This is a genomic window from Sporosarcina sp. E16_3, assembly GCF_017347125.1.
In the GTDB taxonomy this organism is placed as follows: domain Bacteria; phylum Bacillota; class Bacilli; order Bacillales_A; family Planococcaceae; genus Sporosarcina.
Map to the genome: position 1 here is coordinate 91,952 of NZ_JADPRX010000007.1, position 22,451 is coordinate 114,402.

Below are 22,451 nucleotides of genomic sequence, written 5' to 3' on the forward strand. Positions count from 1 at the left end.
AAATCTGGACTTCCGAGTTTCTCACAATTCAATATAGCTTACATTAGGCATTTCAATCGACAACCAGTCTTCAACAATTCCTTGGAAAGTTTCCGACTCCCCTGTTGTATAAAAAACAGGCGCCACTGCGCTATCAGCAATGCGTTCAATGCCATTAGATAGTAGAATACGCTCAACATCACATACTGTTTCTACAGCGGATGAAATGATTTTCACATTATTCGGTAGCGAATCTGTAATATGTTGCTGCAATAACGGGTAATGTGTACATCCGAGTATCGCAGCATCAAAATCTTTACCCACCAGTTCACGCAGCGTACGTTCAACAATAATACCTGCACTTTCCGACTTATACTGACCACTTTCGACAATTGGAACAAATTCAGGACATGCAAGTGAGTAAACCATCGCATTCGGTGAAAGAACATGGATTGCATCATCATAAGCGCCACTTTTAATTGTTCCAGCAGTCCCAAGCACAGCGATTTTCCCTGACCCAGACGCATTAACTGCCGCCCTTGCACCTGGCACGATAACGCCGATGACAGGAAATGAAAATCGTGCGCGGATATCATCGAGCGCAACAGCTGTAGCTGTATTGCAAGCAATGACAAGCATTTTTATCCCCTTTTTGGAAAGTGCTGATGCCATCTCCATTGTAAACTCCCGAACTTCGTCAATTGGCCGGGGCCCATATGGACAACGGGCATCATCCCCTATGTAAACAATGGGTTCATGTGGTAGTCGATTGAGCATCTCTTTAACCACGGTTAGTCCGCCGACGCCCGAATCAATTACTCCTATTGGTGCTTCCACTAAAATCCCTCAATCCTTTTTCATCTCTTGATGTAGTTTACTCAGCAAATCTGAGAAATCCTTCACTTGTTGTTCATCAAAATCTACCAACACCGAATTCAAATAATGACGGCGTTTATCAATTACTTCTTCGATTACCCGCTCACCTTCGCTTAGAAGATGAATTCGTACAACTCGGCGATCTTGATCATTGCGGACACGCTTCACAAGCGAGTTCTTTTCCATCCGATCGACCAAATCAGTTGTAGTACTGAATGCTAGGAACATCTTGTTCGACAAATCCCCAATCGTCATATCTCCATGTTCAAATAACCACTGTAAAGCAACGAATTGAGGTGGCGTGATTGTATAATTGCTAAGAATTCTACGACCTTGTTGTTTAATGATTGCTGCAACATAACGTAATTCTTTCTCCATATGTGCAACTTCATCTGTATACTGAATTTTTGGTGGGTTATTTTCCATCAACTGAACCAGCTCCCTGAAAACAAATACTGTTTACCTATTGTCCCCCTTTTCTCCGCTTATGGCAATACCTAATAAACCGTTGGGAAAAACAGTAAAAAAATAGCTGCTTGAAGACTGCATGATGCAGGTCAAACAGCTATTGTTACAAGGCATCAATCAATCACTAACACTCAGCTATGATTGCCCTTTCATTATTTACACCTGCTTCAACGCAATTGCAATTCTCCCAACCGTAACAATTCGATTACCGCTTGCGCTCTGCCAGAAACACCTAGCTTTTGAATTGTGTTCGAAATATGGTTGCGAACAGTCTTTTCGCTGATTCCGAGCCGCCCCGCGATATCTTTTGTCGTTTGATCTTCAACGAGCAGATTGAAAATTTCTCGTTCTCTTGCCGTAAGCAAAGAACGGTTTTTAGAGTCCTCTATCAAGACGCGCCCTCCTATCCACTTTCACTTTAAAATATGTGAAGGAACGGCGAGCTGTGCCGGCTACATGCTGATTTAGTTAACAAAAAGTATTTTCTCCTCTTTAGACCACGGAACACCTTTGCCTGTCTGTCTGCCAATCTGAACCATTGTACCCCGTCCAGTGAAGACTATATCATCTTTACTGTTCTTCGCCATGTAGTGAATATCAACAGAGCTGTTGCCAACTGTCGCAGCTTTAACAAATATTTTCAGCTGTTCATCAAAAAAGACTTGCTTCACAAAATCACATTGCAAATCAGCAACGACTGGAAAAGTATCACCCTTTGGATCAAGCCAGTTATTCATAAGCCTGATTTCTTTTAAAAACTCAATCCTCGCATGCTCAAAATAAATAAACGGTATCGTATTGTTCAAATGACCATACATATCCGTCTCTGAAAAACGAACAGACACAGGAACAAAAAAAACAAATTCCGATGCCCATGTTGATAAATCTTTTATGTACACTGCTTTCATCTAGAATCATCTCCCTCATTAAAATGAACATTGATTCATTCTACCAAATCTCACCTGATAAATGAAGCCTACTAAACTAAAAAAGCCCCGCCAAGGCATAATGCCAAAGCGGGGCAATAGACTGAAATCAGTCTACCATATGGTCACTTCCGAAGAAGTTTTTGAACATTTGTACGTTCGTTGCACGGTTCATCGCTGCAATCGAAGTAGTCAAAGGAATTCCTTTTGGACATGCAACAACACAGTTTTGTGAGTTACCGCATTCTCCAATTCCACCGTCTGTCATAAGCGTCGCTAGACGTTCGTCCTTGTTCATTGCACCAGTTGGATGCGTGTTGAATAGGCGGACTTGTGATAGAAGTGCAGGTCCCATGAAGTTCGTATTGTCGTTAACGTTCGGGCATGCTTCAAGACATACGCCGCACGTCATACATTTCGAAAGTTCATATGCCCATTGGCGTTTACGCTCAGGCATACGAGGCCCTTCACCAAGGTCATATGTTCCGTCAATCGGAACCCATGCTTTGATTTTTTTCAATGAATCAAACATGAATTCTCTGTCAACAATCAAGTCGCGAACGACTGGGAATGTCTTCATTGGTTCAAGTTTAATCGGTTGTGTAAACTGATCAACAAGTGCTGTACAAGATTGGCGCGGACGTCCGTTGATAACCATTGAACATGCCCCACAAACCTCTTCCAAACAGCTCATTTCCCAGTTCACTGGTGTTGTTTGCTTACCTTCTGCATTGACCGGGTTACGACGAATTTCCATTAAAGCAGAAATGACGTTCATATTCGGTCTATATTCTAATTCGAAACTTTCCCAATAAGGTTGTGACTCAGCAGTATCCTGACGTCGGATTTCAAAACGGACCGTCTTCTGTGCAGTCTGCTGCTGGAGATCCTTTACTGCTGTAGTGTTCTCGCTCAACTAAATCAATCTCCTTTCTTCGCGGAGTAATCGCGTGTACGTGGTGGAATCAAGGAAACATCGACTTCTTCATAATGGAAGATTGGAGCAGAATGTCCATCGAATTTCGCCATCGTCGTTTTTAAGAAGTTTTCATCATCACGATTCGGGAAGTCCGGTTTGTAATGGGCTCCACGGCTTTCGTTACGGTTCAGTGCACCAAGAGTGATAACACGTGCCAAGTATAGCATGTTTTTCAACTGGCGCGTAAATGTTGCACCTTGGTTAGACCATAGCTGCGTATCGGTAATATTGATGTTTTCATAACGTTCAAGAAGCTCAACGATTTTATCGTCTGTCGCTTGTAGCCTGTCATTGTAACGAACTACTGTTACGTTATCTGTCATCCATTCGCCAAGTTCTTTATGAAGAACATAAGCGTTTTCAGTACCGTTCATTTTAAGCGTATCGTCCCACTTCTGCTGCTCCTCTTTCACTGCTGCGTCGAAGATTGTAGAAGGAAGGTCCACTACAGAACGTTTTAAACCCTTCATATATTTAATGGCATTTGGTCCTGCGACCATCCCGCCATAAATTGCTGAAAGAAGTGAGTTTGCGCCAAGACGGTTTGCACCGTGCTGTGAATAATCACATTCCCCTGCCGCGAACAAACCTGGGATACTTGTTTGCTGATCATAATCCACCCATAGTCCGCCCATTGAATAGTGAACAGCCGGGAAGATTTTCATTGGTAATTTACGTGGATCATCGCCTGTGAATTTCTCATAGATTTCGATGATACCACCAAGCTTAATGTCAAGCTCTTTTGGATCCTTATGTGAAAGGTCTAGATACACCATGTTTTCACCGTTAATACCCAACTTTTGGTTAACGCAAACGTCAAAGATTTCACGTGTTGCGATATCACGCGGTACAAGATTACCGTAATCCGGATATTTCTCTTCAAGGAAATACCAAGGTTTTCCGTCTTTATAAGTCCAAACACGTCCACCTTCACCACGAGCAGATTCACTCATAAGACGAAGTTTATCGTCTCCTGGAATTGCTGTTGGGTGAATTTGGATGAACTCACCATTTGCATAGTGTGCTCCTTGCTGATAGACGATCGAAGCTGCAGAACCTGTATTGATGACAGAGTTTGTCGTTTTCCCGAAAATGATTCCGGGTCCACCTGTTGCCATAATAACTGAGTCGCCTTTGAATGCTTGGATCTCCATTGTTTTCATGTTTTGCGCTTTAATACCGCGACAAACGCCTTCTTCATCAAGAATGACACCAAGGAATTCCCAGTGTTCGTATTTCGTGACAAGTCCAGCAACTTCATGGCTTCGAACTTGTTCGTCTAGTGCATATAAGAGCTGCTGACCTGTAGTCGCACCTGCGAAAGCCGTACGGTGATGCATTGTACCCCCGAAACGTCGGAAATCCAGAAGTCCTTCTGGCGTACGGTTGAACATAACACCCATCCGGTCCAATAGACTGATAATTCCTGGTGCTGCATCCGTCATTGCTTGTACGGGTGGCTGGTTTGCAAGGAAGTCACCGCCGTATACAGAGTCATCGAAATGGATTGAAGGCGAGTCGCCCTCCCCTTTCGTATTTACTGCACCGTTGATGCCGCCTTGCGCACATACAGAGTGGGAACGTTTAACCGGGACAATTGAGAACAAGTCAACCGGCGTACCTTCTTCAGCCGCTTTGATAGTTGCCATCAGGCCGGCTAGTCCACCGCCGACGACAATCAATCTGCTTTTTGCCATTATTGTTTCACTCCTCAAATTATAGGTGATCTCATTTTTTATTAATTAAACGACGAAAGCAAGTAGCGCTTGTACACCGATGACAGAAAGAATTAGGAATATTGCCATCGAGATATACGTAACGATAGTTTGTGAGCGTGGAGATTGTGTAATCCCCCAACTTACTAGGAATGACCAAACCCCATTCGCCAAGTGGAATGTAGCTGCAAGGACACCCGCAATGTAGAACGCAAGCATGAATGGATTCGATAAGACTTTAGCCATCATGTCGAAATTCACTTCAACGCCCAATGCTTTTTGAATTCTTGTATCGTAGATGTGCCATGCAATGAAGATCACAAGGAATACACCCGTTATACGTTGTAGCATGAACATCCAGTTGCGGAAAGTCCCGTAACGCTGTACGTTATTTTTCGCTGTGAAAGCTATGTACACACCGTAGAACCCGTGGAACATAAGTGGGATGTAGATGATGAACCATTCTAAAAACAGTACGAATGGTAAGTTCCCCATGAAATCGGATGCAGCATTGAATGCCTCTGGCCCGCGTGTGGCAAAGTGGTTAATCACTAAGTGTTGGGCAACAAAAAGCCCCACTGGAATGATTCCGAGTAGTGAATGAAGACGACGCAAATAAAAATCTGATTCTCTTGACAAGTCTTTTACCCTCCTTTATTAACTGAGTCCCTCAGTTCGCCCCTGTCATCATTTAGACATGAAGCGACCGTTGACGACGTACCTCTTCGTGGTACAATATTATGACATAACCATTGTACTCCTCCGTTTTGAAGAGGTCAAGACGATGTGGGCTTTTCGACACGCCCGAATTTAACATATTATTATTCTTTAGGATTTACTAACGCTATCATTTAACCGAAAGGGTTGCTTATTCGATTGAAAAATACTACATATGATTCACCGACCCGTTTTGGCTATGAAATTTTGCGAGATCACGTGTTGCCAAGTATCCTCGGTAAAAATGAAGACGATATCCTCTATTGGGCCGGAAAAGAAGTGGCTCGAAAATTCCCGATTTTCGGTATTGATGAACTTCCCGAATTCTTTCAAGAAGCTGGATGGGGGCCTCTTCATCTCGAAAAGACGTCGAAAGATGAGGCTTTTTATTCGTTAAAAAATGATTTCGATACAAATACCCACAACAGATCTTGCCAACTTGAAGCCGGTTTCATTGCACAACAGTACCAGAAATTTAGTGGATTACTCACTGAGTGCTACGGAGAATCGAACGCGAAGGATGGTCTCATACACTTCCAAGTGAAATGGGATTTGAAAACGAAAGTCGAGGAATGAAAAAGAAGATGCATCCCTAATCGGGTGCATCTTCTTTTTCTATAAATCATTTCAATTTGCATCCAATCCGAATTGATTATGAAGCGCCGCTACCGCTATTTCCACATCCGATTCAGGAATAACAACGGATACCTTGATTTCAGATGTACTGACCATTTTCACAGGAACCGATGCGCCACGAAGTATCTCAAACATTTGCGCAGCAACTCCTGGGTTGGATACCATTCCACTTCCGACGATTGAAACTTTCGAAAGACCCACTTCAAAATCAGCTCTACTGTAACCAAGGGCGTCTTTTTCTGTTTCCAAAACGTTAATCGCTTCTGCGAAATCTTCTTTCTTGATAGAAAATGAAACAGACGGCTGTACGCCTTCCATAATTGTCTGGACGATAATATCGACGTTAACATGGTGATTCGCAAGTGCAGTGAATATATTCGCAAGCGAGCCATTGTATGGAACGTCATACATAACTGTAATCCGAATAATATCTCTTTCAAAGGCGATGCCCCGAACAATTAAATTGTTTTCCAAATCAATTTCCTCCTTGATAATCGTTCCTTCACCTTCCATATGCGCAGGTCTGACCCGAAGCGGCATTTGATGGTTCTTGGCAAACTCAACCGCTCTTGGGTGAAGTACCCCTGCGCCTAGATTCGCGATTTCAAGCATTTCATCATATGATATTTCCTCAAGCTTTTTGGCTTGTCGAATTAATCTTGGATCCGTCGTAAATACCCCTTCAACATCTGTGTAAATATCACAGATTGCTGCATCAATCGCAATTGCAATTGCGACAGCACTTGTATCAGATCCCCCACGACCAAGTGTCGTCAACTCACCCGAGCTGTCAGCACCTTGAAAACCGGTAATCACTGCAACAGCACCCGATTCAAGCGTTGTCACTATTTTATCCGCATGGACTTGCTCGATTCGCGCATTTCCGTGGACTGATTCTGTCGTGACGCCCGCTTGCCACCCTGTGTATGAGCGAGCTTCCAAACCTTGTGCTGCAATTGCCATCGCTAGAAGGGATGCCGTTACTTGCTCACCTGTCGCAAGTAGCATATCAAGTTCACGGCGGCCCGCTTTCGGATTAACTTCTACGGCGAGCTTTAGAAGATCGTCCGTTGTTTTCCCCATTGCAGAAACGATAACCGCCACTTGATTCCCCCGATTTACTTCACCTTGAACAAGCTTTGCGGCGCGTGCAATCCTTTCGGGGTTTGCAACTGATGTGCCGCCGAATTTCATTACAATTCGTACCATGATTTTTCCTCCAATTTCCCCCTGAACGCAAAACGGCCCTCATAAGTATGAGAGCCGGTCCGATTGGAGCTATCGCCTAAGAGACGCCCCGTTCAGATAGCTCTCCAGGTATTTTTATACCTGACAGACTTCCATTTATTCAATGGAAATCCAGCAGGACAATCGTGACAGCCGATTGGTCCGCTTCGGCGAATACTCCTTTCAATCTCGTTCATCAGGCTGCCGCCTTCCGGAGATCTACTATTGGTACCCGCACCTCTATCTTCACTACATATGAAATTATAAGTGAAAAAACGCAGTGCGTTCACTCTATCACATTACTTCTCTTCTCGCAATGCCTCTTCACGGAAATACGTTTCCACTGATTTCGCAACCGCCAACGACAAGCCCGCTTGTTGCAACTCTTCAACGGATGCTTCACGAATCTTTTTCATAGACTCAAAATGTCTAAGCAACATCGTTTTCCGCTTCGGTCCTACGCCCGGTAATCCATCAAGTGCTGACGTCAATGAATTCGTTTCGCGCCGTTGCCTATGGAATGTGATCGCAAACCTGTGCACTTCGTCTTGAATTCTTTGTAACAAGTAAAACGCTTCACTTGTTCTTTTTAACGGAATCATTTCAATCGGATTGCCATAAAGGAGTTGCGCCGTCTGGTGTTTATCGTCTTTCGCAAGTCCGGCAATTGGAATTGACAAGTTTAGCTCATCTTCAATGATTTCCCTTGCTGCTTCCATATGGCCTTTGCCACCGTCTATCACGATAAGATCAGGTAGTGGCAAATCATCCCTGAGCACACGGATATAACGCCGTCTTACAACTTCACGCATTGCGGCATAGTCGTCATGTGCTGCCGCTGTCATCGTTTTATACTTTCGGTAATCTTTACGGTTCGGTTTCCCATCAAGGAACGACACCATCGCAGAGACCGCATCTGAACCATACATATGCGAGTTATCAAATGCTTCAATACGGAACGGTATGGTGATATTCATCGCCTTACCAAGTTCTTCACACGCACCAATTGTACGGAGTTCTTGTCGTTCAATTAGTTGAAACTTTTCTTTCAATGAAATCTCGGCATTTTTGATGGCAAGATGGACAAGATCTTTCTTTTTACCGCGCTGTGGAATGAATACAGGTACATCCAGAAGCTGACGGACGATTTCACTGTCAATCCCTTGAGGTAACAGGATTTCTTTAGGGATTAAATGTTGAGACTTGCCGTAAAACTGTCCGATGAACGTCAGCAGTTCTTCTTCCGGTTCTTGATAAACGGGGAATAGCGATACATCCCGTTCAATTAGCTTTCCTTGACGGACGAAAAAGACTTGAACACACATCCAGCCATTGTCTACAGAAAATCCGAAGACATCTCGATCAGTGAAATCATTCATCGTCATGGCCTGTTTTTCCATAACCGCTTCAATATTAACAATTTGATCACGGTATTCTTTCGCTCGCTCAAACTCCAAGTTTTCCGCGGCCGCAGACATTTTTCCCGTCAATTCTTTTTTGACACTTTTATAACCGCCATTCAAAAAACGGGTAATATCATCAACCATTTCCTTGTACGTTTCCAACCCCACTTCATTGACACAGGGGGCGAGGCACTGGCCAAGATGGTAATACAAGCAGACCCGATCCGGCATTGTATGACATTTTCGATAAGGATAGAGCCGGTCAAGCAATTTTTTCGTTTCACTGGCGGCAAAAGCATGAGGATATGGACCAAAGTACTTCCCTTTGTCTTTTTTCACCTGTCTCGTAATGATCAGTTTCGGATGACGCTCTGCTGTTAATTTTAAATAAGGGTAGGTCTTATCATCTTTTAGCATGATATTATATTTCGGATCATACTGTTTGATAAGATTCAATTCGAGGACAAGCGCTTCCAGATTGGATGACGTGACAATGTATTCAAAGTCTACGATTTCTCCAACAAGCCGCTGTGTTTTAGCATCATGGCTACCCGTAAAATAACTACGAACCCGATTTTTCAACACTTTCGCTTTTCCCACATAAATGATTGTCCCTTGCCTGTCTTTCATCAAGTAACAACCCGGCAATTCCGGTAATATAGCCAACTTCTCTACGATTAACTCATTCACATAATTCACCTACCAAAAAACCGGGTACCAATGAAGGGACCCGGTTATTCTTTCAAATAATTAAGCGTGTTTTGCGATTAATTCAGCAAGTGCTTCTTTCGGTTTGAAACCGACAACTTTATCAACAATTTCTCCATCTTTGAAAAGAACCAAAGTAGGAATTGACATGATACCGTATTTACCAGCTGTTTCCTGGTTGTCGTCAACGTCAACTTTAACAATGTTTGCTTTACCTTCGATTTCGCCGTCTAGTTCTTCAAGAACTGGAGCGATCATTTTACAAGGTCCACACCAAGGTGCCCAAAAGTCAACAAGGACAAGTCCTTCTTTAATATTTTCGTCAAAGTTCTGATCAGTCGCGTGAATAATAGCCATAGTAATTTTTCCTCCTCTTAATAGATAACCTATGTCTGTATTATAGCATGCAGCTATATTACGGGCTAAATATATGCTTAGTTATTAAAAGAAGCTCCCTACTGTTGAGGGAGCTCTGATTTGAATCAGTTCGTCTTGATTTTTTTAATTTCTTCAATCATCATCGGAATAACCTCGAATAGGTCACCCACGATTCCGTAATCTGCTACTTTGAAAATATTCGCTTCTGAATCTTTATTGATTGCCACGATTACTTTCGAGTTGGACATTCCTGCCATATGCTGGATTGCACCCGAAATACCTGCCGCAATGTACAAGTCCGGTGTAACGACTTTACCAGTTTGTCCGATTTGTAGAGAATAGTCACAGTAATCCGCGTCACACGCTCCGCGAGATGCACCGATTGCTCCACCCAAAAGCGTCGCAAGTTCTTGCAATGGTTCGAAGCCTTCCGCACTTTTCACGCCGCGGCCCCCTGCAACAACAACTTTAGCTTCCGATAGATCGACACCCTCTGTCGATTTCCGAATAACTTCTGAGATGATTGTACGAAGATTTGTAACATCAACAGCTAGTGCAGCTACACCGCCTGTTCGGCCTGCGTCGTGCTCTAAAGGTGCAATGTTATTCGGACGTACTGTAATGAATAGAAGTCCGTCTTTGTTCTTCACTTTTTCGAAGGCTTTACCAGAGAAGATTGGACGGATGAATACCGCAGCATCACCTTCGCCTTCAATAGCAGTTACATCAGAGATTAAACCTGATGCTAGTTTACTAGCAATCTTAGGTGACAAATCTTTCCCTAAAGCTGTGTGACCGAACACAATAGCTTGCGGTTTTTCCTGTTCGTAAACTGCCATGAACGCTTGGCTGAATGCATCAGAAGTATAAAGTTTCAAATGTGGATGTTCCACAGTAACGACACGGTCCGCCCCGTAATGAATCATTTCTTCTGCAAGTGACTGAACAGCATCGCCGAGCAATACCCCGACAACCTCTCCGCCTCCAGAAATCTTTTTAGCAGCTGCAATCGCTTCGAATGAAACGTTACGTAATGCCCCTTCTCGCGCTTCCCCTAGTACTACTACTTTTTTAGACATCTATAGTCCCTCCATTACAATTAAAAGTCTGATTAGATTACTTTAGCTTCATTTTTAAGCAGATTTACAAGTTCTATCACTTGATTTGCAACATCGCCTTCTAGAATACGTCCAGCTGCTTTTTGCGGCGGAAGGTAAATTTCGATTGTTTGTGTTTTCGCTTCTACGTCATCTTCTTCTAAGTCAAGATCATCCAGTTCAAGCTTTTCAAGCGGCTTTTTCTTCGCTTTCATGATGCCTGGAAGTGATGGGTAGCGTGGTTCGTTAAGACCTTGCTGAGCAGTTACTAATAGTGGCAGTGACGTTTCGATTGTTTCAGAATCCCCTTCAACATCACGAATGATTTTGACGGATGTACCGTTGATTTCAAGGTTCGTAATTGTCGTTACGTAGTTAATACCTAGTAGTTCAGCCACACGCGGACCAACTTGTCCAGAACCGCCATCAATTGCAACGTTTCCTGCAAGAATCAAATCTACTTCTTTATCTTTCAAATACTCAGCGATAATTTTAGCGGATGTGAATTCATCCATTTCATCAAGGTCATCTTCAGTATCGATAAGAACCGCTTTGTCCGCACCCATTGCAAGCGCTGTGCGAAGTTGTTTTTCTGCGTCTTCTCCACCGATTGTAATGACAGTCACTTCTCCGTCATTTGCGTCGCGTACCTGGATAGCTTCTTCAATTGCATATTCGTCATAAGGATTGATGATGAACTCCGCACCATCCTCAGAAATTTTACCGTTAGAAACCGTGATCTTTTCCTCTGTATCAAATGTCCGTTTAACTAGTACATAAATATTCATATTACAGACCTCCCCAACTTTTTAATTATTTCCCTTTAAATACAGGTACACGCTTTTCAAGGAATGCTTGGATTCCTTCTTTTGCATCCTCAGAGACAAAAACCTCACCAAATGAATCAGCTTCAGCTTTCACGCCTTCATAATAAGAAGGGTGCTTGGTAAATTGCAGCATCTCTAGTGCAGCTTTCACAGCGACAGGACCCTTCTTAGCAATTTTCTGAGCAAGCTCCATTGTTTTAGGCAGAAGTTCTTCATCTGTGTAAGCATGATTTGCAAGTCCTAGACGAGCTGCTTCTACCCCACTGATTGGATCACTGGTTAATAACATCTCCGCTGCTTTCGGCATGCCTACGTAGCGCGGAAGACGCTGTGACCCAGCAAACCCAGGGATTAGACCCAATTGCAATTCCGGCAATCCAAGTTTCGCGTTTTCAGTTACGATTCGCATATGACAGGCCATCGCTAATTCAAGCCCACCACCTAGTGCTGCGCCATGAATGGCGGCAATAACTGGTTTAGAGAAACGTTCAAGCCGTTCAAAAACTTCTTGTCCGCTTGCGGAAAGTTTTGAAAACTCCTCGCCTGAAGTGACAGATGTAAATTCTTTAATATCTGCTCCAGCTGAGAAAAATTTGCCTTGTCCGTGAAAGACGATGACCCGTACAGAATCGTCGTTCTCCACTTGATCAAGTAATGCGTCCACTTCCAGTATCAGTGCGCGTGAAAGCGCATTCGCGGGCGGCCTGTTAATTGTCGCAACAGCTACCCCATCGTCAATTGCTACAGTAAGAAACTCCATTTCATCCCATCCCTTTTTACGCTTTCATTCCATTCATAATCAGCCTATGTACTTCGGGTGATAGTTTCATTAAATCATATTTTTGATCATTCATCACCCATGAAGTGATTGTTTCGTCAATTGTGCCAAATACCATTTGTCTAGCAAGTCTTATATCAAGGCCTTCGTCTAGCGCCCCATTTACGATTCCCTCTTTCAGAATTGCATCGAGAAGCATTAAATATTCTTTTAGTACTTCGTTAATTCGGAGACGTAATTCTTTATTCGACTGACGAAGTTCAAGTTGCGTAACGATTGCTAAGTGACGATCTTCATGCAGAATGCGGAAATGACTGTCAATCATCCTGAATAGTTTTTCAGATGTATCAATATCCTGTTCCAATATAACTTCGACGTTATTGACGAAAATCGCCATTTTTTCTCTAAAAACAGATATCAGGATATCTTCTTTATTTTTAAAGTAAAGATAGATTGTCCCGTCGGCAACGCCCGCTTCTTTTGCTATCTTCGAAACTTGGGCTTGGTGGTATCCGTTTTCAGCAATGACTATGACTGCCGCATCGACTATTTGCTTATATTTTGGTCTATCTCGTTTCATATCTATATATCACCACCAATAATGAAAATATGAATGATGATTCATTCATATTTTCATATTAGTTGTTAACGGCCGCTATGTCAAGCATTACATCACAGTAGAAGTAATTCCTTTTCGGCTTTCTTTTTTTCTTCATCAATCAAAGCACGGCGTAAAATTTTCCCGACAGCTGTTTTCGGCAACTCTGTACGGAATTCATAAAGTCGTGGAACTTTAAACGACGCTAAGTTCTCTCGACAATATTTATCAAGCTCTTCTTCAGTTATAGTAGCTCCTTGTTTTAAGACAATATAGGCTTTAACTGTTTCTCCTCTGTACGGATCCGGGATACCCGCAATAACACATTCCTGTATCGCTTCGTGTTCATAAAGAACCTCTTCGATCTCCCGCGGATAAATATTGAAACCGCTTGCTATAATTATATCTTTTTTGCGATCCACGACATAGAAATAACCCTCGTCGTCCATATATCCGAGATCTCCGGTCAAAAACCAGCCATCGCGGAAAGTCTGTTCTGTATCTTCGGGTCTGTTCCAATAACCTTTCATTACTTGAGGGCCTTTCACCGCAATTTCACCGATTTCTCCATTCGCCAGCGGTTCCGATGACTCAGGACCCAGTATGCAAGAATCAGTATCTGGCCACGGAACACCAATTGAACCTTTAGCTCGTTTGTCTGCCCACACGAAATTTGAATGGGTTACAGGAGACGTTTCTGTAAGGCCGTACCCTTCGACGAGTTTCCCGCCAGTTACTCTCTCGAATTTCTCCTGCACTTCGACCGGTAATGCGGCAGAACCACTAATACATGCTTTAATGGATGACAAATCATATTTCTTCAAATCAGGATGATTTAATAATCCAATATAGATAGTAGGCGCTCCAGGGAATAAGGTCGGCTTTTGTTTATCGATTGCTTTCAAAGCCGTTTCAAAATCAAACTTAGGGATAAGTACCATTCTATTCCCTTGCATCACAGAAAGAATTAATACAGTTGTCATTCCATATACGTGGAAGAATGGCAAAATACCCATGACTGTTTCTTCGCCTTCTTTACACTTATACAACCATTCGCCACACATTTTAACGTTAGAAATTAGATTGGCGTGCGTCAACATGACCCCTTTTGGAGAACCCGTTGTTCCACCCGTATATTGCAGCAACGCAATATCTGTTTCGTAATCAAAATCATAACTAACCGGATCTGATTTTGCTATTTTCATAATTTCAGTAAATAGATGGTTCATCCCACGGTGCTCAACTTTTACTGTAATCCCGTGTTCTTTTTTCTGAATGAATGGATAGATAAGGTTCTTAGGAAACGGCAGGTAGTCTTTTATTCCTGTTATTATTACATGCTCAAGTTTCGTGTCTTTAACGATTTTTGAAATTCGCGGAAATAGAATATCGAGTGAAATGATTGCTTTTGCCCCAGAATCGACCATTTGATAAGCCACTTCACGCTCCGTATAAAGAGGATTCGTTTGAACGACGATTGCGCCTACATACAAAGTTCCATAGTAGGCAATTGCCCCTTGTGGACAGTTTGGAAGCATAATTGCAACACGGTCCCCTTTGACAATTCCGATAGATGTCAAATAATTTGCGAACTTCAAAGATGATTCATGAAACTCTTTAAACGAAATGTTTTTCCCCAGGAAATGCATAGCCGTCTTGTCAGGATATTTTTCACTGGATCTTGTCAGGAATTCCTGAATAGGAATGTGTTCATAGTCCAGCGTCTTTGAGATTTCAGCGGGATACAAATCCAGCCAAGGTTTCATTGTCATAAAAAGCCCCCTTTTTCCACTCTTTAATTCTTTGAATATTCCTAATTCTAATTATAGGGGTAAGTAATGCAGGTTTCAAATAGAATTTATTATTTACATAAAAAAACCTTAAACAGAATAAACTGGTTAAGGTGTGTTTGCTATCATCCAATAAATACCTACCGCAATAAATACTACGCAGACAACGAGTAATATTTTGGCTAATTTCTCCATAACTTCACAACCCTTATGAAATACTTGCTCCTATAACGAATGAAAGTCCCACCGATATCGTCAAGGATATGAAACCGACAGCGCGATTATCTGCTTCAATTTCCTTATCAATATTGAATTTAGGTGTAAGGAATTCAAACAACAGATAGGCGAAAATAAGCAGGGTAAATCCAAACAACCCCCAGCCAATCATTTGAGGCAATGAATTATGCTGTTCGATTGAGTATCGAAAAATATTTGCTACCCCAAATATTTTCCCACCTGTTGCAAGTGCGACTGCAACATTTCCTTTTCGGATTTCTTCCCAGTTCTTATATTTTGTTACGAGCTCAAAAATCACCATCGACACAATCAGACAAAGGACAACTACACTGAAGTAGCCAGCTGATTCTACTAATGGATGATTCCAAAATCCGGTTTGATTCATAGCATTCGACTCCTTTTACGTTTGGTCATTCCTTCCTATACGGATAAGTACGTAAAAGGTTTCAATAACGGGGAAATGTTTTTCATCTTTGCACGGAACTACGATATATAGGTTGAGTTAGTGATTCCATTGAATAACACTTCGGCGCTAGGGGATGCCTCCCGCCATAAGCCTGACCACTGCGCTATCAGTCTTATGGCTTCGGCTACCCCTGTTAGGCGCCTACGCTGGGTATTACTATCGTATTCAATACTTCAACGTATACAGGTAAACTATTTCAATTCTACAACAGTAACGCCGTGTCCGCCTTCACTTGCTTCACCGAACCGGTACGTTTTCACACGGCTGTGATTTTTCAAAAATTGCTGGATACCCTGCCTTAATGCCCCTGTCCCTTTGCCATGAATAATTGACACTTGGTGATAATTCGATAGAAGCGCATCGTCCAAATATTTCTCTGTGCGGAAAATTGCATCTTCATAGCGCTCTCCCCGAAGATCGAGTTCCATTTTGACATGTGTTTCCCGTCCTATTACTGAAGTCGATATATACTGTTTTTTCTCTTTTTCAGGCTTAACATATTCCAGTCCTGATTCGTCAAGCTTCATTTTCAAAATGCCGATTTGGACAATCCATTCATTATCCGAGACTTTATCAATGAGCGTCCCTTTTTGACCGTAACTGAGTACTTTCACTTCGTCACCTGTTTGGAGGTCCCTTGGCGCTGCCTTCGCTTTAATTGCTTTCTTCTTAACTTCAGCAGGGGCAGCACCTTCAAGACGTTTACGAGCTTCAATCAATTCGTGCTCTTTTACGTTTGCGCCAACATTTAGGCGCATTGCACGCAAATCTGAAATGACTGCCTCCGATTCACGCTTCGCGTCTTCGATAATTTTTCTTGCTTTTTCTTTCGCTTTTTCTTCCATACGTTCTTTCTTGTTTTCGAACTCGGCAAGTTTTTCTTCCAGTTCACGTTTCAAGCGATCTGTTTCCAGTAAGATATCATGCGTTTCTTCTGCATCTTTTTCTGATTGAACACGGCTTGTCTCGAGCGACAGGATCATTGAATCGACTTCACTGCGATCTGTGCCCGTGAATTTCTTCGCTCGATTAATGACCCGGTCCTGCAATCCTAGACGCTTTGAAATTTCAAACGCATTACTACGCCCTGGAACGCCTATTAACAAGCGGTATGTCGGACTTAGCGTGTCAACATCAAATTCTACGCTGGCATTGGCAACGCCCGGACGGTTATAGCCATATGCTTTTAGCTCAGGATAATGGGTTGTCGCCATTACTCTAGCACCACGTCCATGTACTTCATCTAGAATTGAGATGGCAAGTGCCGCACCTTCCTGCGGATCCGTACCTGAACCGAGCTCATCGAATATAATAAGGGAACGGTCATCATATTTCTCTAAAATATCGACGATATTCACCATATGTGAGGAGAATGTACTAAGACTTTGCTCAATTGACTGCTCGTCCCCGATATCTGCATAGACTGATTCGAACACTGCAACTTCAGAGCCGTCGAGTGCAGGAATTGGCAGACCAGCTTGCGCCATCAACGTGCATAATCCTACCGTTTTCAACGTGACCGTCTTCCCGCCCGTATTAGGTCCAGTAATAACGATTGTTGTGATGTCTTTACCGAATTCAATTGTATTCGCAACTGCCTCTTCCATCGACAACAAGGGATGTCGTGCTTTCGTTAGACGAATATATCCTTTATTGTTCACTTCGGGTTTCGTACATTTATGCGCTTTTCCAAACTTTGCTTTCGCAAGGATAACGTCGATTTCAGATAATATCGCAACAAGTGTGAATAGATCATGTGCCACTTCCTGCACTTTCGCGGACAGATCGATAAGGATTTTCTCAATTTCTTCCTGTTCCTGCAACTTCAATCTTCTGATTTCATTATTTGCTTGTACCACTGCATCCGGCTCGATGAAAAGCGTTTGACCAGACGACGACATATCGTGAATAACACCACGGTAATGAGAACGATACTCTGACTTTACTGGAATCACATAACGGTCATTCCGGATAGTGACAATCGCGTCAGATAACATTGTTGCAGCGTTCTTCCCACGTGTATAACTTTCTAGCTTCTCACGTACACGGCCTTCCTGCATTCGCAACCCTTGCCGAATTGTACGCAGCGACCCTGATGCACTGTCAACAACATGCGCATTGTCGTCAATGCATGCATTAATTTCATGTTCCAGGCCTGTCAAAATCGGTATGGCATCTTTTTTCACGATGAAATGAGGGATTTCAATATCTTCATCCGCCACAATGGCCTCGATGAATTGACGCAGATTCCGGCTCGCACGAATTGTGTTGGACGTTTCCATTAGCTCATATGCACTTAGCATGCCACCCATTTGCGCACGTTTAGCATGGGGTCTAATATCACTGATGCCGCCCATTGGCACATTACCACGGACACGAAGTATTGATAAGCCTTCGTCCGTTTCTTCAAGCAGTTTTACAACTTCGTCAAAATCGCTGACAGGTACTAACTTCTCCATATAAGATCGACCGGCGAATGATGTGCAATGAGTTGCTGCCATTTCCCGGATTTTATCGAACTCAAGTGTTTTTAAGACACGGTTTTCCAATGTCTTACACTTCCTCTCACTTCCGCACAATGTCGCGGATAAATTTATCAAGCGGCCACGTATTAACGACCGTCTCTTTTTTCAGCCAAGCTTTTTTACCGTAGTTTACACCAGTAGTCATATAATTTAGTTGTTCGATCGCATGTGCATCTGTATTGATGGCAATTGTAACGCCAGCTTCCTGCGCCATGATAAGGTGATCAGTCGCAAGATCAAGCCGGTATGGATTCGCATTCAACTCAAGTATTTTACCATATTCCTTCGCCCATTGGATGAGTTGAGGTACATCGGGATTATAGCCTTCCCTTTGACCTACGATACGGCCAGTCGGGTGCGCAATCATATCGACATGCGGATTTTTAATTGCCGTATGAAGCCGTTCCATAATCAATTCCTGTGACTGACTGAAATTAGAGTGAATAGACGCGATGACAAAATCTAGCTCACTAAGTAGTTCATCATCGAAATCCAGTGTCGCGTCAGGAAGGATGTCCATTTCCGTTCCGCAAAATATTTCGATGTCGTCGTATTCTTTATTTAATGAACGGATTTCCGCGATTTGATCACGTAAACGCTCAGGCGTAAGTCCGTTCGCAACTTTGAGATACTGCGTATGGTCTGTGATAACCATATAGGAATAGCCTTTAGCACGGCAGGCCTCAACCATTTCACGGATTGAGTACGCTCCGTCTGACCACGTTGTATGCATATGAAGATCTGAACGGATGTCTTCGAGCGCCACTAAGCCGGCGAGTTCATCGACACGATCGATTTCACTGCCATTTCTTCGCACCGCAGGCGGGATGAACGGCAAATCGAAGTGAGCGAAGAATTGTTCTTCCGAATCGAAGGTCTCGACAGAACCATCTTCATTCTCCACACCGTATTCGCTTATTTTCATTCCCCTAGATTTCGCAAGCTGACGCATCTTGACGTTATGATCTTTCGAGCCTGTGAAGTGATGAATGGCACTTGCAAATTGTTCTGCTTTCACAAACCGGAAATCGGCGTCAATTGCTTCTTCCAAGTCGAGTGTTACAGACAATTTCGCATCCCCTGCCGCAATCGTTGCGATAAGCGGCAATGTTGCAAGTAGCTTTTCGCGTACTGTTGCGGGCTCGTCCGTCACAATTATGAAATCGACGTCACTGCTTACCTCTTCCGTCCGCCGATAACTTCCCGCAACAGAAAAATGGTTAATCTCTGCTATCAAACGAAGTTCCTGTTCAACAAATGTAACGACTTTCTCCATTTGCCAATGCGGGAATTTCCCTTGCCGAGTTCCTAAAATTTTAATTTCGCTCAAAATATTGTCTTCCGTTTTCTTGCCAAAACCAGCGACTTTACTCACTTCCCCTGCAAGGCATGCCGCATGGAGTGATTCCAACGAATCGATGCCGATCGCCTCACGCAGTTTGGCGATTTTTTTGCCACCAAGACCTGGGATTTTCAACAAAGGAACAAGCCCTTTTGGCACTGCCTCTTCCATTTCTTTCAGAAGATCTGACTCTCCTTTTTCTAGCAAGTCGGTAATAACAGCACCTGTGCCTTTGCCGATCCCTTTCAACTTCAAAATATCATCCATTTCAGCTAAACTGCGTGGATCTAGTTCAAGCACGTTGGCAGCTTTTCTAAATGCAGCTACTTTGAAATGGTTTTCCCCCAGTAACTCCATGTATAAAGCGATTTTTTCAAACGTGCGAATAATTGTTTTTTTATTCACTAAAAGCCCTCCTGTTCTGAAATGCGGAAGCGGCATTTTACTTTCGGCCGCCGTAGATAGACAATTCTAGAAAAAAGCCTCCCTCCAAAAAGGGGGAAGCTGTCAGTTTGTATAGATGAACCACCATTTTTTCACCGCTTCTGACAACAGCGGTGTATGTTCAAACATCGACTTGGCCAGTAATGAATGACTTATCTGGTCTTGAATAAACTCTATCGGTAGCATAGCCAACAAATAGAACACAAGGAACATAAGTATATAGAACTCGACAAATCCGAACAAAGCCCCCGTAATACGTGCTACGAAACCGAGGACAGGCAAATACTTTAGGAAATCAAACATAGATGCAATGAGCTGCAATCCAAATTTGACGACAAGAAATATCAAAACAAACGCCAGTAATTGATAGAACGTCCCATCTAGATCAAGTTGTTCGACTGTCATGGATAATTTCGAACCTGCTGTAACACCAGGATAAGGAACCCATAGAACAAACGTTTCCGCAAGTTGTTTATAGTACGAGTAAGCGACAACAAGTGCGATGATGAATCCTGTCATATGTATAATTTGGACAATTAGTCCCCGTCTGAATCCTGTTACGAGTCCCCCGAATAGGAGGAAAATAATTAATAAATCAAGCATGTAATACCGTCAACCCTTCAGCTTATTCAATTCTTCTTCCATTTGTTCAACTTGTTTTTTTAATTTAAGATAATCATGTACACTATTAACAGCGGTAAGCACAGCGATTTTTGTACTGTCGAGATAAGGGTTATGGGCACTGATTTCCCTCATCCTTTCATCGACCATCGAGGCGACCAGCCGCATATGAGTGCTTGTTTCGGTACCGACCATTTTATAGGTCTGTCCGTATATGTCAACTGCTATGCGTGTCTTCTGTTCGTCTGCCAATGATACGACCTCCCACATAAAAACTCTGTGATTAATCATACCACGAAATGGTTTTAGTTGTGAATTAAGTCGACGAAAGGAAGTTATAAATTGAGTAATCAAGTTATTATTGTAAACAGTCAAGATATGAAAAAAGTGATAAATCATTACACGTCTTCAAAAGTCGTACGCAACGCACCTGGTGTCGTCTTCGCGGCGAAACTACCCGATACCTCAATTACAGCCTACAAGTCCGGAAAAGTACTGTTCCAGGGCGCAGGATCTGAACGGGAAGCCGCGCGTTGGGGTACAGCGGAAGTTAAAGCGGGGTCTGTTACAGTGAAAACAAAAGGTGATGTGCTACCTGAAGGGTTAGCACAACTTTCCGTTCTTGGGTCAGATGAAACTGGAACGGGTGATTTCTTCGGGCCTGTTACGGTTGCAGCTTGTTTCGTCCGTGCCAATCAGGTCGAACTAGTTCGCGAACTTGGTGTAAAAGATTCAAAAATGCTAACAGATGACCTCATGCGAAAAATCGCACCTGATTTACAGGAGGCGCTCATTTATAGTGTGCTGACGCTTGAAAACGAGAAATACAATGAAGTACAAGCTAGCGGCTGGTCTCAAGGCAAGATTAAGGCCCTCCTTCATAATCAAGCACTTAAGCATGTACTCCGGAAAATGGACGGAGAGAAACCTGATTATATTTTGATTGACCAATTTGCAGAACGCGGCATTTATTATAATCACATCAAAGCAGAGTCTGAAATTGTGCGTGAGAATGTGCTGTTTTCGACGAAAGCAGAAGGACTTCATATGTCTGTTGCAGCTGCGTCAATTATTGCGCGTGTTGCGTTTTTAGAAGAAATGGATAAGTTGAGTGAGATAGCAGGTATGACACTGCCGAAAGGCGCGGGACCCAAAGTGGATGAAGTAGCTGCCAGGATTTTGTTGAAAAGCGGTGAAGAAAAGTTGAAGTCTTTGACGAAATGGCATTTTGCGAATGCGGGGAAAGCGAAGGCTATTGCGATAAGGAAAAGAAGTTGATTTTTCGAAGTGTAATCACAACTTTCGAATTCTAATACCAACTTTTAATGTAATAGCAACTTTCGTATCTCAATCTCAACTTTGCATCTGTGCGAAAGTCTAAGCAAAGAGTGCCGAGGGATCACAGTAATTGAAACTCTAGAGTTCTAATTGTAACTTCACATTTCTAATTGCAAAACCGGACAACGAAGAGTCCGGTTTCTGCGTGATTTTCGCGTACTCTGCGAAAATCTAAGCAAAGAATGCCGAGGGATCACTGTAATTGAAACTCTGAAGTTCTAATTGCAACTTTACATTTTTAATTGCAAAACCGGACAACGAAGAGTCCGGTTTCTGCGTGATTTTCGCGTACTCTGCGAAAATCTAAGCAAAGAGTGCCGAGGGATCACAGTAATTGAAACTCTAGAGTTCTAATTGCAACTTTACATTTTTAATT

Annotated in this window: 22 protein-coding genes and 1 riboswitch; of the genes, 2 read left to right on the forward strand and 20 right to left on the reverse strand. The window is 42.8% G+C overall.

Going from position 1 to position 22,451, the window contains the following annotated elements; all coding sequences use genetic code 11:
* Window positions 1-21: 21 nt before the first annotated feature.
* The 7 genes from racE to I2483_RS07000 form a co-directional block, all read right to left on the reverse strand.
* Window positions 22-816 (reverse strand): glutamate racemase, encoded by a 795-nt coding sequence (gene racE, locus I2483_RS06970; protein ID WP_207174778.1) that lies wholly within the window; start codon window positions 814-816, stop codon window positions 22-24.
* A gap of 9 nt (window positions 817-825) precedes the next feature.
* A complete protein-coding gene (locus tag I2483_RS06975; RefSeq protein ID WP_067207869.1) occupies window positions 826-1,281 on the reverse strand; it encodes a MarR family winged helix-turn-helix transcriptional regulator in 456 nt (151 codons plus the stop codon).
* Window positions 1,282-1,490: 209 nt separating this feature from the next.
* Window positions 1,491-1,715: a helix-turn-helix domain-containing protein gene (locus tag I2483_RS06980; protein ID WP_067207867.1), complete on the reverse strand. Its 225-nt coding sequence runs from the start codon at window positions 1,713-1,715 to the stop codon at window positions 1,491-1,493.
* 72 nt (window positions 1,716-1,787) lie between these two features.
* The gene (locus I2483_RS06985) at window positions 1,788-2,231 is read right to left on the reverse strand and encodes an acyl-CoA thioesterase (protein WP_207174780.1); all 444 of its coding nucleotides are present in this window, start codon (window positions 2,229-2,231) and stop codon (window positions 1,788-1,790) included.
* A 127-nt stretch (window positions 2,232-2,358) separates the two neighbouring features.
* Complete coding sequence (gene sdhB / locus I2483_RS06990) at window positions 2,359-3,165, reverse strand: succinate dehydrogenase iron-sulfur subunit (protein WP_207174782.1); 807 nt, start codon at window positions 3,163-3,165, stop codon at window positions 2,359-2,361.
* 5 nt (window positions 3,166-3,170) lie between these two features.
* On the reverse strand, window positions 3,171-4,925 hold the full coding sequence (gene sdhA, locus I2483_RS06995; protein WP_186670213.1) for a succinate dehydrogenase flavoprotein subunit: 1,755 nt from the start codon (window positions 4,923-4,925) through the stop codon (window positions 3,171-3,173).
* A 45-nt stretch (window positions 4,926-4,970) separates the two neighbouring features.
* Entirely contained in the window at window positions 4,971-5,582 is a 612-nt protein-coding gene (locus I2483_RS07000; RefSeq protein WP_186670211.1) for a succinate dehydrogenase cytochrome b558 subunit, read from the reverse strand.
* A gap of 237 nt (window positions 5,583-5,819) precedes the next feature.
* Between I2483_RS07000 and I2483_RS07005 the strand changes: the two genes are divergently transcribed.
* The gene (locus tag I2483_RS07005; protein ID WP_207174784.1) at window positions 5,820-6,236 is read left to right on the forward strand and encodes a YslB family protein; all 417 of its coding nucleotides are present in this window, start codon (window positions 5,820-5,822) and stop codon (window positions 6,234-6,236) included.
* 51 nt (window positions 6,237-6,287) lie between these two features.
* Here I2483_RS07005 and I2483_RS07010 read toward each other — a convergent pair whose 3' ends face one another.
* The 13 genes from I2483_RS07010 to zapA all read right to left on the reverse strand — a co-directional run bounded on the left by I2483_RS07010 (window position 6,288) and on the right by zapA (window position 20,989).
* Window positions 6,288-7,505 (reverse strand): aspartate kinase, encoded by a 1,218-nt coding sequence (locus I2483_RS07010; RefSeq protein ID WP_207174786.1) that lies wholly within the window; start codon window positions 7,503-7,505, stop codon window positions 6,288-6,290.
* Window positions 7,506-7,594: 89 nt separating this feature from the next.
* Window positions 7,595-7,774: riboswitch (Lysine riboswitch) on the reverse strand.
* 48 nt (window positions 7,775-7,822) lie between these two features.
* Entirely contained in the window at window positions 7,823-9,616 is a 1,794-nt protein-coding gene (gene uvrC, locus I2483_RS07015) for an excinuclease ABC subunit UvrC (RefSeq protein ID WP_207174788.1), read from the reverse strand.
* Between the two features lie 60 nt (window positions 9,617-9,676).
* Complete coding sequence (gene trxA, locus I2483_RS07020; RefSeq protein WP_186670203.1) at window positions 9,677-9,991, reverse strand: thioredoxin; 315 nt, start codon at window positions 9,989-9,991, stop codon at window positions 9,677-9,679.
* 125 nt (window positions 9,992-10,116) lie between these two features.
* Window positions 10,117-11,091, reverse strand: coding sequence for an electron transfer flavoprotein subunit alpha/FixB family protein (locus I2483_RS07025; RefSeq protein ID WP_207174790.1), 975 nt, complete (start codon window positions 11,089-11,091; stop codon window positions 10,117-10,119).
* Between the two features lie 32 nt (window positions 11,092-11,123).
* Complete coding sequence (locus tag I2483_RS07030) at window positions 11,124-11,897, reverse strand: electron transfer flavoprotein subunit beta/FixA family protein (protein WP_207174792.1); 774 nt, start codon at window positions 11,895-11,897, stop codon at window positions 11,124-11,126.
* A gap of 25 nt (window positions 11,898-11,922) precedes the next feature.
* Complete coding sequence (locus I2483_RS07035) at window positions 11,923-12,696, reverse strand: enoyl-CoA hydratase (RefSeq protein ID WP_186670197.1); 774 nt, start codon at window positions 12,694-12,696, stop codon at window positions 11,923-11,925.
* A gap of 16 nt (window positions 12,697-12,712) precedes the next feature.
* Window positions 12,713-13,294, reverse strand: coding sequence for a TetR/AcrR family transcriptional regulator (locus tag I2483_RS07040; protein ID WP_207174794.1), 582 nt, complete (start codon window positions 13,292-13,294; stop codon window positions 12,713-12,715).
* A 92-nt stretch (window positions 13,295-13,386) separates the two neighbouring features.
* Window positions 13,387-15,084: an AMP-binding protein gene (locus I2483_RS07045; protein WP_207174796.1), complete on the reverse strand. Its 1,698-nt coding sequence runs from the start codon at window positions 15,082-15,084 to the stop codon at window positions 13,387-13,389.
* A gap of 226 nt (window positions 15,085-15,310) precedes the next feature.
* Window positions 15,311-15,724 carry a DUF350 domain-containing protein gene (locus I2483_RS07050; RefSeq protein WP_186670191.1) on the reverse strand — a complete coding sequence of 138 codons (414 nt, stop codon included), beginning with the start codon at window positions 15,722-15,724 and terminating at the stop codon, window positions 15,311-15,313.
* A gap of 272 nt (window positions 15,725-15,996) precedes the next feature.
* Window positions 15,997-18,306, reverse strand: coding sequence for an endonuclease MutS2 (locus I2483_RS07055; RefSeq protein ID WP_481886321.1), 2,310 nt, complete (start codon window positions 18,304-18,306; stop codon window positions 15,997-15,999).
* A 64-nt stretch (window positions 18,307-18,370) separates the two neighbouring features.
* On the reverse strand, window positions 18,371-20,077 hold the full coding sequence (gene polX, locus I2483_RS07060; RefSeq protein ID WP_207174800.1) for a DNA polymerase/3'-5' exonuclease PolX: 1,707 nt from the start codon (window positions 20,075-20,077) through the stop codon (window positions 18,371-18,373).
* Between the two features lie 102 nt (window positions 20,078-20,179).
* Window positions 20,180-20,719: a CvpA family protein gene (locus I2483_RS07065; RefSeq protein WP_207174802.1), complete on the reverse strand. Its 540-nt coding sequence runs from the start codon at window positions 20,717-20,719 to the stop codon at window positions 20,180-20,182.
* Window positions 20,720-20,728: 9 nt separating this feature from the next.
* Window positions 20,729-20,989, reverse strand: coding sequence for a cell division protein ZapA (gene zapA / locus I2483_RS07070; protein WP_186670183.1), 261 nt, complete (start codon window positions 20,987-20,989; stop codon window positions 20,729-20,731).
* Between the two features lie 90 nt (window positions 20,990-21,079).
* Here zapA and rnhC point away from each other — a divergent pair, with 90 nt between their 5' ends.
* Window positions 21,080-22,015 (forward strand): ribonuclease HIII, encoded by a 936-nt coding sequence (gene rnhC / locus I2483_RS07075; protein ID WP_207174804.1) that lies wholly within the window; start codon window positions 21,080-21,082, stop codon window positions 22,013-22,015.
* The last annotated feature ends 436 nt before the right edge of the window (window positions 22,016-22,451 follow it).